13 protein-coding genes are annotated in these 13,223 nt (G+C 68.8%); 8 read left to right on the plus strand and 5 right to left on the minus strand.

Translation table 11 applies throughout. The features are described from left to right. Position 1 precedes the first annotated feature (1 nt). Positions 2–1,375 (minus strand): glutamine synthetase family protein, encoded by a 1,374-nt coding sequence (locus QFZ50_RS00585; protein WP_307080844.1) that lies wholly within the window; start codon positions 1,373–1,375, stop codon positions 2–4. Positions 1,376–1,423: 48 nt separating this feature from the next. Then, positions 1,424–2,857: an ethanolamine permease gene (eat, locus tag QFZ50_RS00590; RefSeq protein ID WP_307080847.1), complete on the minus strand. Its 1,434-nt coding sequence runs from the start codon at positions 2,855–2,857 to the stop codon at positions 1,424–1,426. 225 nt (positions 2,858–3,082) lie between these two features. On the opposite strand from eat, the gene QFZ50_RS00595 reads away from it, so the two are divergent. The 6 genes from QFZ50_RS00595 (at position 3,083) to QFZ50_RS00620 (ending at position 6,626) form a co-directional block, all read left to right on the plus strand. After that, a complete protein-coding gene (locus tag QFZ50_RS00595) occupies positions 3,083–3,814 on the plus strand; it encodes a FadR/GntR family transcriptional regulator (RefSeq protein ID WP_307080849.1) in 732 nt (243 codons plus the stop codon). A gap of 100 nt (positions 3,815–3,914) precedes the next feature. Further along, entirely contained in the window at positions 3,915–4,904 is a 990-nt protein-coding gene (locus QFZ50_RS00600; RefSeq protein WP_307080851.1) for an LLM class flavin-dependent oxidoreductase, read from the plus strand. Between the two features lie 210 nt (positions 4,905–5,114). Further along, the gene (locus QFZ50_RS00605; protein WP_026533290.1) at positions 5,115–5,318 is read left to right on the plus strand and encodes a cold-shock protein; all 204 of its coding nucleotides are present in this window, start codon (positions 5,115–5,117) and stop codon (positions 5,316–5,318) included. Between the two features lie 194 nt (positions 5,319–5,512). After that, positions 5,513–5,971, plus strand: coding sequence for a DUF3817 domain-containing protein (locus tag QFZ50_RS00610; RefSeq protein WP_307080864.1), 459 nt, complete (start codon positions 5,513–5,515; stop codon positions 5,969–5,971). Between the two features lie 6 nt (positions 5,972–5,977). After that, on the plus strand, positions 5,978–6,370 hold the full coding sequence (locus QFZ50_RS00615; RefSeq protein ID WP_307080866.1) for a 2-polyprenylphenol hydroxylase: 393 nt from the start codon (positions 5,978–5,980) through the stop codon (positions 6,368–6,370). Continuing rightward, positions 6,363–6,626 (plus strand): DUF3253 domain-containing protein, encoded by a 264-nt coding sequence (locus tag QFZ50_RS00620; protein WP_307080868.1) that lies wholly within the window; start codon positions 6,363–6,365, stop codon positions 6,624–6,626. The genes QFZ50_RS00615 and QFZ50_RS00620 overlap by 8 nt, the downstream gene beginning before the upstream one ends. A gap of 99 nt (positions 6,627–6,725) precedes the next feature. On the opposite strand, the gene QFZ50_RS00625 is transcribed toward QFZ50_RS00620, so the two are convergent. From QFZ50_RS00625 to QFZ50_RS00635, 3 genes are read right to left on the minus strand one after another with little or no spacing between them, the layout of a single operon-like run. Next, entirely contained in the window at positions 6,726–7,652 is a 927-nt protein-coding gene (locus tag QFZ50_RS00625) for a carbohydrate ABC transporter permease (protein ID WP_307080870.1), read from the minus strand. A gap of 1 nt (position 7,653) precedes the next feature. Next, complete coding sequence (locus QFZ50_RS00630; protein ID WP_307080872.1) at positions 7,654–8,616, minus strand: carbohydrate ABC transporter permease; 963 nt, start codon at positions 8,614–8,616, stop codon at positions 7,654–7,656. 15 nt (positions 8,617–8,631) lie between these two features. Next, the gene (locus QFZ50_RS00635) at positions 8,632–9,960 is read right to left on the minus strand and encodes an extracellular solute-binding protein (protein WP_307080874.1); all 1,329 of its coding nucleotides are present in this window, start codon (positions 9,958–9,960) and stop codon (positions 8,632–8,634) included. A 209-nt stretch (positions 9,961–10,169) separates the two neighbouring features. On the opposite strand from QFZ50_RS00635, the gene QFZ50_RS00640 reads away from it, so the two are divergent. Further along, positions 10,170–11,231, plus strand: a complete 1,062-nt coding sequence (locus tag QFZ50_RS00640; protein ID WP_307080876.1) for a LacI family DNA-binding transcriptional regulator — start codon at positions 10,170–10,172, stop codon at positions 11,229–11,231. A gap of 71 nt (positions 11,232–11,302) precedes the next feature. Beyond that, entirely contained in the window at positions 11,303–13,159 is a 1,857-nt protein-coding gene (locus tag QFZ50_RS00645) for a glycoside hydrolase family 2 protein (protein ID WP_307080879.1), read from the plus strand. Positions 13,160–13,223: the final 64 nt, after the last annotated feature.

Consider the following 13,223-nt stretch of genomic DNA (forward strand, 5'->3'; position numbering starts at 1 on the left):
CCTAGTGCCGCTCGAACCCACGCCGCACCTCCCAGTCGGTGACGGCGGCGTTGAACTGTGCCAGTTCGACGTCCGCGTAGTGCGTGTAGTGCTGCACCACCTCCTCGCCGAAGACCTCGAGGGCGATCGCGGATCCGGCGAACAGGTCCCGTGCCTCCTTCATGGTGGCCGGCACGTGCTCGGCGTCGGAGAGATAGGCGTTGCCGTCCATCCTCGGGGGCAGCTCGAGTTCGTGCTCGACGCCGTAGAGCCCGCCCGCGAGCATCGCCGAGAGTGCGAGGTAGGGATTGGCGTCCGCGCCGGGCAGCCTGTTCTCCAGGCGGGCGGAGGAACCGTGGCCGACGAGGCGGACGGAGCAGGTGCGGTTGTCGATGCCCCAGGCGACGGCCGTCGGTGCGAAGGAACCCTCGGCGAATCGCTTGTAGGAGTTGATGTTCGGCGCGTAGAAGAGGGTGAACTCGCGCATAGTCGCGAGGACGCCTGCGATGAAATGGTCGTAGAGCGGCGTGCGCCCGTTCTTCTCCTCGTCCCAGAAGACGAGGCCGCCGTCGTCGTCCCGCAGCGACATGTGGATGTGGCAGGAGGAACCCTCGCGCTCGTTCGGCTTCGCCATGAACGTCACGGACTGCCCGCGCTGCGAGGCCATCTCCTTGGCGGAGAGCTTGTAGACGCTGTGGTTGTCCGCCGTGACGAGCACGTCGTCGTACTTGAACGCGATCTCGTGCTGACCGAAGTTGCACTCGCCCTTGGCCGATTCGACCACCATGCCCGCCTGGTACATGGCGTTGCGGATGTCGCGCAGGAGCGGCTCCACCCGGAGCGAGCCGAGGATCGAGTAGTCCACGTTGTACTGGTTGGCGGGCACGAGGTCGCGGTAGTGCTTCAGTCCCGCCTCCTCGAAGGAGTCGTTGTACACGATGAATTCGAGTTCGGTCCCCGAGAACGCCCGCACGCCCATTGCTGCGGCCTTGGCAGACTGGGCCTTCAGCAGGCTGCGCGGTGCCACCGGTACGGGGTCGCCCGTGGTGAAGGAGAGGTCGGTCTGGATCATCACGGTGCCCTCGCGGTAGGGCAGGCGCCGGATGGTGTCGAGGTCGAGGTCGAACACCATGTCGCCGTAGCCGGTCTCCCAGCTCGACATCGCGTATCCGCCCACGGTGTTCATGTCGGTGTCCACGGCGAGCAGGTAGTTGCAGCCCTCGGTGCCGTGTCCGAGCACCGTGTCCAGGAAGAACCGGGCATGGATGACCTTGCCCTGCAGCCTGCCCTGCATGTCGGTGAAGGCCAGCACCACGGAGTCGACCTCGCCCGACTCGATGGCGGACGTGAGCTGCTCGACGGTGAGCATTCGTTCGTTGCGCGGGTGCGGCTGCATGGTTCTCTTTCCGGTGATCGGGCAGGGCGGTGGGCGTGCGGTGAACGGTCAGGTGAGGGTCGATCCCTCCTTCTCGAGCAGGGCGAATTCCTCCTCGGGGGCGCTCGCGACGAGGTGGTGCCGGCTGTAGAACCAGAAGTACGCGAGTGCGGCCAGGAAGACGGCGGCGGTGATGGAGGCCGCGAGGATGTCGACGAAGAACGTGGCCACGAGGGCGATCACGGCCAGCACCAGGGCGATACCGGTGGTCACCACGCCTCCCGGGGTGCGGTACCCGCGCTCCAGGCCGGGTTCCCGCACGCGCAGCAGGATGTGCGAGAGGTTCAGCAGCACATAGGACACGGTGGCTCCGAAGACGGCGATGTTGATGAGCAGCCCGCCGTTGCCGGTGAGGGCGGCGAGCAGGAAGCCGATGGTCCCGGGGACCAGCAGGGCCACCCAGGGGGTGTGGCGCTTCGAGGTCAGCGAGAGGAACCGCGGTAGGTAGCCGGCCCGGGAGAGCGCGAAGAGTTGCCGGGAGTACGCGTAGACGATGGAGAAGAAGCTCGCCACGAGACCTGCGAGCCCCGCGTAGTTCACGAAGTCCGCGAGGACGGAGCTTCCTCCCGCGGCCGCGCGCAGGGCCTCGGGCAGGGGCGAGTCGGAGCTGCCCATCGCCTCGGAGCCGGCAGCTCCGGGCACCAGGACGAGCATGAGCGACCCGAAGACGAGCAGCAGGAGCATGGCCACGATGATGCCGCGCGGCATGTCGCGCTTCGGGTCGTTGGACTCCTCGGCGGCCAGCGGCACGCCCTCGATGGCGAGGAAGAACCAGATGCCGAACACCAGGGCGGCCAGCACGCCGGAGAAGCCGTAGGGCAGGAAGGCCGAGGAGCCCACGGAGCCGTCGGGCACGATGTCGAAGAGGTTCGCCGGCTCGAAGTGCGGTACGAGCCCGACGACGGTCGCGACCAGGGCGATGACGGCCACGATCGTGATGCCGAAGATCAGTTTCAGGGCCTCGCCCACCCCGTACAGGTGGATCCCGATGAAGATGACGTAGGTGACGAGGTAGACGGGCCAGGAGTTCGTGATGCCGAACAGGCCGAGAGCCTCGATGTAGCCCCCGATGAAGGTCGCGATGGCCGCGGGGGCGACGGCGTACTCGATGAGGACGGCCATGCCCGTCGCGAAGCCGCCGAGCGGGCCGAGGGCTCGCCGGGCGAACCCGTACCCGGCGCCCGCCGTCGGGAGCGTGGAGGACATCTCGGCGAGGCCGAACACCATGCACGTGTACATGATGCCCATGAGGATGAAGGCGATGAGCAGACCGCCCCACCCGCCCTCGGCGAGCCCGAGGTTCCAGCCGGAGAAGTCGCCGGAGATGACGTAGGCGACGCCGAGGCCGGCCAGCAGGACCCACCCGGCTGCCCCGCTCTTCAGGCTTCGCTGCCTGAGGTACTTGTCGTCGACGGCGGTGTAGTCGATGTTCCTGCGTGCCACGGGTACCCCTAGGGACGGGCGGATGGAGCGGGCTGTAGCGCGGCCTCCCTCGGTGCGACGGACCGGCACCGGGACGACGATGGGACGGCGGGAATTCCAATGGAGTGTTATCAGTCCATTGAGTGCCCCCATGATTGACCCCGGCGCAGGGTTCGTCAAGGGCCCGGGATGCGGCTGCCCGCAGCAGTCGGCACGCGCGCCGGCAGCCCTGCGTAAGCTGGAACGATGCACCGACCCGCTGATCCGGCGTTCGGGCTCATCCAGCCGGTACGGAAAGGGAACGCGTTCGAGGAGACCGTCGAACGCCTCCTGCACGCGATCAAGCTGGGGGTCTTCCCCGCCGGGACGCGGCTTCCCCCGGAGCGGGACCTGGCGGAGCACCTCGGCGTGTCCCGCTCCACGCTGCGGGACGGCCTGGCGGATCTGCAGACCGCCGGCTACCTCACCATCCAGCGCGGCCGCTACGGGGGCGCGACCGTCCGTGGAGACCTGCCGAGCGGCACCGACGGGCCGGGCGGGGTGCTCCCGAAGCGGGCCGAGGTCGAGGACGCCCTCACCTTCCGGGCGGTCATCGAACCCGCCGCTGCGCGCCTGGCCGCACAGGCAGGGCCCTCCGAGGCGGCACGGACCCACCTCCTGGAATCGCTGACCGCCGTGACGGACGCCGACGCCGCACGGTACCGGCCCCTGGACGGCCGGCTGCACCTCGCCATCGCCGAACTCGCGGGTTCACCGTCCCTGACGCTCGCCGTCGCCCAGGCGCGGTCCCGCACCAACGACCTGCTGGACCGGATCCCCTTCCTCGCCGTCAACCTCCACCACTCGAACCGTCAGCACGCCGCGATCGTCAAGGCCGTGCTCGGGGGCCACCCGGAGCGGGCGCAGGAGGCGATGACGGCGCATCTGGACGGCACGGCCGCTCTGCTGCGGGGATTCCTCCTCGACGAGACCGGGTGAGGGCCAGCGGCCCGGGAAATAGATGTGTCCGGGCAACCGTTCTTCTCAGGAGACCCGTGGCACACCCCGCCGCGGTGCTGAAGAACCGGAAGGTGCACCCATGTCTGTCCCCCTGTCCATCCTGGATCTCGCGCAGGTCGCCGACGGCTCGACGCCCGCCGAGACGTTCGCGTCGAGCGTGGCGCTGGCCCAGCACGCGGAGAGGTGGGGCTACCGGCGCATCTGGTATGCGGAGCACCACAACATGGGCAGCATCGCCTCCTCGGCCACGAGCGTGCTCATCGCCCACATCGCCGCGCACACCTCGACCATCCGGCTCGGCTCCGGCGGCGTCATGCTGCCCAACCACTCGCCGCTGACCATCGCGGAGCAGTTCGGCACCCTCGAGAGCCTGCACCCGGGCCGGATCGACCTCGGACTCGGGCGCGCGCCGGGCAGCGACCAGACCACGGCCCGCGCCCTGCGTCGCGATCCCATGTCCGCCGACAGCTTCCCGCAGGACGTCCTGGAGCTGCAGGGCTACCTGACCGGTGAGACGCGCGTCCCCGGGGTCCAGGCCACGCCCGGCAGGGGCACCAATGTGCCCCTGTACATCCTCGGGTCGTCGCTCTTCGGCGCCCGCCTGGCCGCAGCGCTGGGCCTGCCCTTCGCCTTCGCGTCCCACTTCGCTCCGCAGGCCCTGCAGGACGCCGCGTCGATCTACCGCCGCGAGTTCAGGCCTTCCGCCCAGGCGGAGAAGCCCCACTTCATCGCCGGCGTCAACGTCATCGCGTCCGACACCGCGAGCGATGCCCACCACGAGTTCCACGAGGCCATGCTGCGCCGTGTGACGCTGCTCCTCGGACGCGGACAGACCTTCACGCGGGAGGAGTCCGAGGCGATCCTCGCATCCCCCGGAGGCCAGCAGATGGCGGACATGGCGCGCTACAGCGCGGTGGGGACGCCCGACGTCGTGCGGGACTACCTGGAGCGCTTCACCGCCCAGATCGAGGCGGACGAACTCATCGTCGCGACCCAGGCCGGCACCACCGAGGCATGGCTGCGATCCTTCGAACTGCTCGCCGGAGCCATGCTGCCGGTGGCCGCCTGAAGGTCACGGAAAAAAGAACCTTGGGTCTCCTGCTTGCCTTTACCCTCCCGGGTTTGGTTTAGTGGGACGCAGTTGTAGTGTTGCGCATTTGTATTTCGCACGGCCTGGCCCTTGCGGGGTAGGCCGCGTCTCTGAAAGAGCGGACAAGCACGCCGCGACTGGGGCTCTCCGAAAGTCGGAGGGCGTCTGATTTTCAGAAGGATGAAAAAAATGGCAACAGGTACCGTGAAGTGGTTCAACGCTGAAAAGGGCTTTGGATTCATTGCTCCCGACGACGGAAGCGCAGACGTGTTCGCACACTTCTCCGCCATCAATGCAAGCGGCTACCGCTCGCTCGATGAGAACCAGAAGGTCAGCTTCGACACCGAGCAGGGCCCCAAGGGTCCCCAGGCGTCGAACATCCAGCCCCTCTAAGGCTCGGATCTTCTACTAGATCTTCCATAGAAGAAGCAGGTCGGACTTTGGTCCGGCCTGCTTCTTCTTTTGGTGCCCGAGCCGCCCGCCGCCGGCCGAGGCCGCCGAGAGCCGCCGAGAGCCGGCCCGTCCGTCAGCTGCGCCCCGGGACGGATGAAAGAATGGGTCCAACCGATCCCCGACCAGGAGCGCCCATGAACCCCCGCACCTTGTTCCGCACCGTCGCCGTCGCGGAGGCGGTGACCTGGGCCTTCCTGCTGCTGGGCATGTTCCTCAAGTACGGGACGCGCTCCACCGAGGCCCTCGTGCCGCCGGCCGGTGCCGTGCACGGGTTCGTGTTCCTCTGCTTCGTCGTCACCCTCGTCTTCGTCTGGATCAACCAGCGCTGGTCCGCACTCACCGGCCTGCTCGGACTCTGCTCCGCGATCGTCCCGTTCGCCACGATCCCGTACGAGCGGTGGATTGAGCGCCGCGGACAGCTCGCCGGAGCGTGGCGGCTCGCTCCGGGTGCCGAGACGCCACGGAACCCCGTCGAGCGCGTGCAGGCGTGGGTGCTCCGGAGCCCGCTCGTCGCCCTGCTTGTCGCGGTGGCCGGGATCTCCGTGGTCTTCTCCGTCCTGCTGCTCGTCGGCCCGCCCGGGTCCTCGAGCTGAGGGACCATGGCCGACCTCTCGAACACCACCGATGACGATCGCTTCTTCCTCCACGGCGGGCGCCGCTGGCGGAAGACCGACCCCTCGCTGCCCGACGACGTGAAGGTACGCCTCATGTCCCATCTCGGGCGTGGCCGCTCGGGTGTGCGCAACAGCGCCAAGGGCGACGACGGTTCGGCACTGCCGCGCGCACGACGCACCGTCCAGCTCGCCAAGGAGGGACTCGGCGAACGGGGGACACCCTGGTGGGAGCAGTCCGCCGCCGAGCGCAAGGCCCGCTGGACCGCGGCGCTGAAGGCCCTCGACGCGCTGCACCCACCGCGGCCCGTGCCGTCGGACGACGACCGGGCGGTCCCGAAGCGCGGGAACCCGACCGGGCAGCGCGCAGGCGATGCCTGACCACCCGTCCGCGGACGAACTGCGCGCCGAGATCCTGCGCATCGCCGAGCAGCGGGGGAGCGACAAGACGCTGTGCCCGTCCGAGGCCGCGCGCGGTCTCGGCGGCGACACGTGGCGGGACCTGATGCCCGAGGCACGCCGCATCGCGTTCGACCTGGCGGGGGAGGGGCTGGTGGACGTGACCCAGCACGGCGACCGCGTGGAACCCGGTGTCCGCGGTCCCATCCGCATCCGCTGGGTCGGGGAGCCGGGCTAGGGCGTCGTCCCGCACGGCGCTGCCTGCCGGACAGCGGACGACGGCGCCTCCCGGAAGGGGAGACGCCGTCGTTCCGTGTGCTGCAGGGAGGCCCTGGTGCTACTGGCCGCCGAGGCCCGAGGTGGCGAAGCCCTTCACGATCTGGCGCTGGAAGAGCATGAACACGATCAGCAGCGGCAGGGCCGCGAGGATGGCGCTGGCCATGGTCTGCGCGTACTGCACACCGAAGGCGTTCCTGATCGTCGCAAGGCCCACGGGCAGCGTCAGGAGGTCCGGGTTGTTGATCACGATGAACGGCCACAGGAAGTTGTTCCACGCGCCGATGAACACGAAGATCGAGACCGCGATCAGGATGGGGCGCGAGAGCGGCAGCACGATGGTCATGAACGTGCGGAGCCTTGAGGCGCCGTCGAGCCGCGCGGCCTCCTCGAGCTCGATGGGCACGGTGTCGAAGAAGTTCTTCAGGATGAACACCATCATGGGCGCCACGATCTGCGGGAGGATGATGCCCGGGTACGTGTCGATGAGCCGCAGGGCGTTCATCTGCTGGAACAGCGGCACGATCAGGATCTGGCCGGGCACCATGATCGAGGCGATCGTGACGGCGTAGAGCCACTTGCGGCCGCGGAAGGTGGTGCGCGAGAAGCCGTACGCCGCGAGGGCGGAGATGGCCACGGTCAGCACCGTCACCACCACGGAGACGATGAACGAGTTCATCATCCAGATGGGGACGTCGCCCGCGGCGATGACGGCCCGGTAGGACTCGAGCGTCAGTCCCTCCCGCGGGAGGACGGCGAAGTCCGCGTTGGACGCGTCCGATTCCTTCTTGAGCGAGGTCAGGATGGCCCAGAAGAGGGGGACGAGCCAGAGGGCGGCAGCGATCACGAGGGCGATGATGCCGACGGCCAGGACGCCCTTGTTCTTGCCGACGGTCGCGGCGAGCGTCTTGTTGCGCTCGTTGCGCGTCTCGTCGGCCTTCGAGAGGGGGCGGACCGATGTCACGGTCGAGGTTCCGGTCGAGGACATGTCAGGCCGACTTTCTGTTCATCACGCGGAGCTGGACGATGGAGATGACGATGATCAGGGCGAAGAAGAGGTACGAGATCGCCGACGCGTAGCCGAGGCGGTAGCCGGTGAAGCCGACGTCGTAGATGTACTCGAGCACCGACCGCGTGGCGCCGTTCGGCCCGCCGTTCGTGAGCAGGAAGATCTGTTCGAAGACCTTCAGCGACGCCAGGATCTGCAGCATGATGATCATCACCGTGGTGCGGTTGATCATCGGGATGGTGATGGAGAACAGTCGGCGCCACGGCCCGGCGCCGTCGATGGACGCGGCCTCGTACAGGTGGTCCGGGATGTTGTTGAGCGCGCTCAGGTACAGCAGGAAATTGAAGCCGAGGGTCCACCAGACGGTGACGACGACCACCGAGAACATCGCCAGGCTCGCCTCGCTGAGGAACGGGATCTGGGCGAATCCGGCGCGCAGCAGCAGCCCGTTGAAGAGGCCGAAGTCCGGCTGGAACATCCACTGCCAGATCGCGACAGCCACCGAGACCGGCAGCAGGTAGGGGGCGAAGAAGGACAGGCGCCACAGCCACTGGCCCGGCAGCCCGATGTACACGAGGTAGGCAAGGACGAACGACAGCACCACGAGCGGCACGACGGTCAGGAGCGTGAAGATCACGGTGTTGCCGAGCGCCTGCCACAGGGCGGCGTCGCCCAGGGCCTCGGAGTAGTTGTCGAAGCCCGCGAACGCGGACCCGCTGCCGGTGAGGCTCTGGTTGGTGAAGGACATCCACAGGCCGGAGAGGATCGGCCAGATCAGGAACATCGCGAACGCGGCCGCGAACGGCAGCACGAACCAGAAGCCGCTGCGGCCCTGGATGCTGCGCGCCCGGGCGTTGGTACTGCGGGAACCGGAGGGGGCGGAGGAGGAACCACGTGCGGCGACGGGTGCCTGCGCCTCATTGCTGCTGGTCAGGGAACTCATGGCGGTGCCTCAGTCCTACGTCGGGTTCGGAGCGAGCAGCATCGCGTCGATGCGGCTGAGCAGGGAGTCGATGGCTGCGTCGGGGGTCATGGCCCCGGTGAAGGCGCCGGTGAGCACCTGGCTGACCTGGTTCTGGAACTCGGTGCCCGCTCCCGCGAACCACACGGGCGGGTCGAACACCGGGTTGTCACCCGCACTGGCGTACTCGGTCTGCGGCGTGAGGGCGGCGTACTCGGGCGTCTCCCGGATGGGCGCGTACGCCGGGATGTGCCCGGCACCGGCCCAGGTGCCGCTCTGCTTCAGGATCCCCGCCACCAGTTCGTACGTCCGGCGGGTGGTCTCGGGGTCGTGGTCGAGCTGCCGGGGGAGGACCCACGCGTGGGAGTCGGCGTAGGAGGCCGGGGTGCCGAACATGGTCGGCATCGGCACCGCACCCAGGTTCGGGATGGCTTCGGCGAAGGCGGGGAGCTCCCACTCGCCGGAGAAGATCATGCCGGTCTGTCCGGAGGTGAAGGCCGAGATGGCACCGGGGTAGTTCTGCGTGGCAGGCATCGCCGTGCCGTCCATGAGGCGGACGACGAACTCGATGACGTCGCGGGCCTTGTCGCGGTCGATCGAGGCCGGGCTGCCCACGCTGATCGTGTAGTCGCCGCCGGTCTGTCCGTAGAGTCCCCAGAAGAGGCGCCAGGACTGCCCGGTGTCGGTGACGTGGCCGAAGGAGATGCCCTGGGCGCCGGTGACCGCCGCCATGCGGGTGGCCGCGTCGATCATCGCATCGGGGGACTCGATGGGCGTGAGGTTGCCGTCCGCACCCAGGAGGCCCGCGGTCTTCGCGAGGTCCTTGTTGTAGAACAGGATGAACGGGTGCGTGTCGAGCGGCACCGCGTACAGCTCCCCCTCGTACTGGCAGCTCTTCCACACCGCGGGGGCGAAGTCCTCCTCCCTGATGCCCTGTTCTGCGAGCAGGTCGAGGTCGTAGGGCTCCAGCAGGCCGCCGGGCGCATACCCGGCGAGCCGCGAGAGGTGCATGATCGCGGTCTGCGGGGCCTTGCCGCTCGCCGAGGACATGGCGAGCTTCGTGTAGTACGGGGAGCCCCAGGCGAGCGTGACGGGCTTGACGGACAGACCCGAGACCGATGCGGTCACCGAGGCGATCATCGAACGCATCTTGACGCCGTCGGCGCCCTGGAACAGGTCCCACAGCTGGACGCCGCCGGAGGCGGACGCGGAGGTCGAGCAGCCTGCGAGGGATCCGCCGGCGGCCAGGAGTCCTCCCGCGCCGAGCATTCCCTGGAGGATGGAGCGCCGTGATACCGGCGTCCTGAAAGTGGGATCGTGTCCCATCGAGCGTCCTTCCCGTCAGCCCGGCACGGTGCGATGGGCCGAACTTCGTTGTTCCTGCGGAGGTACCACGTTGAAAATCTAACGTTGTAAAAAATATGGGCGCTACCGACGACCTTGTCAACCCCCTTATCGTGCCACGCACCTCCGGTGGCATGATCGGAGGACGACGACGACGAGGGGGGAAATCCGGGATGGACAAAGGACCGGAGATGGAGCAGGGCGCAGCCGGCGACGAGGTGCCGGCTGCGGTCCCGACGCCGTCGCGCCACCGCCCCGTGAGCGTGAAGGACGTCGCCGCCCGCGCCGGTGTCTCCTGGAAGACGGTCTCGAACGTGGTGCACCGGAAGGCGCACGTGAAGCCGGCCCTGCGCCAGCGGGTGGAGCAGGCCATCGAGGAGCTCGACTACCGCCCGAACCTGGCGGGACGGCAGCTGCGCCAGGGCTCGAGCAAGACCCTGGTCCTCGCCCTGCCGGACATCCGCTCCCCGTACTTCAGCACCCTCGCCCACGAGGTCATCCGGAGCTGCCGTGCACTCGGCTACACCACCACGGTGGAGGAGATCGGGATGGACATCGCCGACGAGCGCCGCGTCCTCGAGGGCTACCGGGACCGGCTCATCGACGGGATCATCTACAGCCCCCTGGTGGTGCCGTCCGAGGAGGTGCTGGCGCGCCGTGACGCGACGCCGATGGTCCTCCTGGGTGAGCGGCTCGTGGACTCGGGCCTGCCGCACGTCGCCATCGACAACCGTGCCTCCGGGCGCGTGCTCACGCAGCACCTCATCGACGGCGGGCGGCGGCACCTCGCCTTCCTCGGCTCCCAGCCGGTGCTCGGGGCGGGGACGGCCCAGATGCGCCTCGACGGTTTCCTCGACGCGCTCGCCGCGGCGTCGCTCGAGGCGCCCGAGGCGCTGCGGCTCGAGGCGGACGAGTACACGCGTGAGGAGGGGGAGCGGCTCGGCCACCGCCTGCTCGATCTCGGCCTGCCCTGTGACGGCGTGGTGTGCGGCAACGACCTGCTGGCCGTCGGCGCCCTGCGTGCGTTCCGGTCCCGGGGGGTCTCCGTCCCGGGCGACATCGCTGTCGGGGGATGGGACGACATCCCGGAGGCCTCCTTCGGCTTCCCGTCCCTGACCACGATCGCCCCGGACATGGCGCAGATCGCAGGCCTGGCCAGCGGATTGCTGCTCGCGGAGATCGAGGGCAGGCGCGACGGCGAGGCCGAGTCGACCGCCGACTTCGTGCTGCGGGTACGGGAGTCCGCCCCCTAGTTTTACAACGTTGCATTTCTGCTCGTTCTGGGCTTCACTGGAAGGGACACGCTTTCGATCCAGGAGTTCCGATGCCGCACAGCGACCCCGTCGTCACCTCGTCCACCGTGCCCAAGCCGGAACATCCCCGGCCGCAGTTCGTCCGCACCGACTGGCTGAACCTCAACGGTGTCTGGCAGTTCGAGACCGACGCCGGTGACTCCGGTCTCGAGCGCGGCGTCGCCGGCCGCGATCTCGAGCGCGAGATCCTCGTGCCCTTCGCACCCGAGAGCCGCCTGTCCGGCATCGGGCACACCGACTTCATGGAGGCGGTCTGGTACCGGCGCACCGTGACCATCCCCTCCGCGTGGGCCGGCAAGAAGGCACTGCTGCACTTCGGCGCCGTGGACCATGACGCGACCGTCTGGGTGAACGGCGTCGAGGTGGCCCGCCACCGCGGCGGCTTCACCCCGTTCACCGCCGACCTCTCGGGTGTCGCCGGTCCCGGGGAGGAGGCGGTCATCGTCGTCCGCGCACGGGACTCCCGCCACGAGATGCAGGCCCGCGGCAAGCAGGCCACCTGGTACGACAACACGCACTGCCAGTACACCCGCACCACGGGCATCTGGCAGACCGTCTGGCTCGAGGCGGTCCCCGAGGTCAGCATCCGCCGGCTCCAGATGGTGCCCAACCTGGCCTCGCGCAGCATCCGGCTCACCGTCCCCGTGACGAACAACCGGCCCGGCCAGTCCGTCCGGGCCACCCTCGCGGACGCCCAGGGGGCGGTCGTGGTCGCGAGCATCGGCGCGGACCTCGACCTGGCGCCCGAACTCCGGCTCGAGATCCCCGAGGACCGCTTCGTGGCCTGGTCCATCGGCACGCCGCACCTCTACGACCTCACGGTGGAACTGCTCGACGCCGACGGCGCGGTCGTGGACACCGTGCTCAGCTACGCCGCGGTGCGCTCGGTGGCCCTCGACGGCAAGAAGGTGCTCATCAACGGCGAGGTGGTCTTCCAGAAGCTCATCCTGGACCAGGGCTACTGGGAGGATTCCCTCATGACGGCCCCCGACGAGGCCGCGCTGCTCCAGGACATCCGGCTGTCCATGGAGGCGGGCTTCAACGGTGCGCGCCTGCACGAGAAGGTGTTCGAGGAGCGGTTCCTCTACCACGCGGACCGCCTCGGCTACCTCGTGTGGGGCGAGTTCGGCGACTGGGGCGTCTCCGGTGCCGGCACCGTGGGCCACAACCAGGCGCCGACGGCGAGCTTCATCACCCAGTGGCTCGAGGCCCTGCAGCGGGACTTCAACCATCCGGCGATCATCGGCTGGTGCCCCCTGAACGAGACGCACCAGAAGCTGCACGACCGCATCACGGTGCTCGACGACGTCACCCAGGGCATGTTCCTCGCGACCAAGCTCGCGGACCCGACCCGGCCCGTGATCGACGCCAGCGGCTACTCCCACCGCGTCACCACGACGGACATCTACGACTCGCACTCCTACGAGCAGGACGCCGCGGCCTTCGCGCTCGAGCAGGGCGGCCTCGCCGAGGGCAGGCCGTTCGTGAACCGGAACCACGCCGACGAGGACTACTCCGTGCCGTACAACGGCCAGCCCTTCTTCATCTCGGAGTTCGGCGGCATCTGGTGGAACGCCGAGGAGGCCGCGGCGGCCGTCTCGGGGGACGACGAGTCCGAGTCCTGGGGCTACGGCCAGCGCGTGGCCAACGAGGAGGACCTCTACCACCGGTTCGAGGGGCTCTGCACGGTGCTGCTCGACAACCCCGACATGTTCGGCTACTGCTACACGCAGCTGACCGACACGTTCCAGGAGAAGAACGGCATCTACAACTTCGACCGCTCGGCGAAGCTCGACGTCCCCCGGATCCGCGCGATCCAGGACCGCGTCGCAGCCATCGAGCTCGCGTCGCTGAAGGCGGACGCCTAGCAGCACCCGGGACGGCCTGGACGGACGACGGCGGCGGCACCCGGATGGGTGCCGCCGCCGTCGT

This window comes from Arthrobacter agilis (genome assembly GCF_030816075.1).
GTDB classification, from domain to species: Bacteria; Actinomycetota; Actinomycetes; order Actinomycetales; family Micrococcaceae; genus Arthrobacter_D; species Arthrobacter_D agilis_E.

Coding starts and splice junctions, on each gene's coding strand:
- QFZ50_RS00585 (WP_307080844.1), bottom strand. CDS start 1,375: ATGCAGCCGCACCCGCGCAACGAACGAATGCTCACCGTCGAGCAGCTC.
- QFZ50_RS00595 (WP_307080849.1), top strand. CDS start 3,083: ATGCACCGACCCGCTGATCCGGCGTTCGGGCTCATCCAGCCGGTACGG.
- QFZ50_RS00600 (WP_307080851.1), top strand. CDS start 3,915: ATGTCTGTCCCCCTGTCCATCCTGGATCTCGCGCAGGTCGCCGACGGC.
- QFZ50_RS00605 (WP_026533290.1), top strand. CDS start 5,115: ATGGCAACAGGTACCGTGAAGTGGTTCAACGCTGAAAAGGGCTTTGGA.
- QFZ50_RS00610 (WP_307080864.1), top strand. CDS start 5,513: ATGAACCCCCGCACCTTGTTCCGCACCGTCGCCGTCGCGGAGGCGGTG.
- QFZ50_RS00615 (WP_307080866.1), top strand. CDS start 5,978: ATGGCCGACCTCTCGAACACCACCGATGACGATCGCTTCTTCCTCCAC.
- QFZ50_RS00620 (WP_307080868.1), top strand. CDS start 6,363: ATGCCTGACCACCCGTCCGCGGACGAACTGCGCGCCGAGATCCTGCGC.
- QFZ50_RS00625 (WP_307080870.1), bottom strand. CDS start 7,652: ATGTCCTCGACCGGAACCTCGACCGTGACATCGGTCCGCCCCCTCTCG.
- QFZ50_RS00630 (WP_307080872.1), bottom strand. CDS start 8,616: ATGAGTTCCCTGACCAGCAGCAATGAGGCGCAGGCACCCGTCGCCGCA.
- QFZ50_RS00635 (WP_307080874.1), bottom strand. CDS start 9,960: ATGGGACACGATCCCACTTTCAGGACGCCGGTATCACGGCGCTCCATC.
- QFZ50_RS00640 (WP_307080876.1), top strand. CDS start 10,170: ATGGAGCAGGGCGCAGCCGGCGACGAGGTGCCGGCTGCGGTCCCGACG.
- QFZ50_RS00645 (WP_307080879.1), top strand. CDS start 11,303: ATGCCGCACAGCGACCCCGTCGTCACCTCGTCCACCGTGCCCAAGCCG.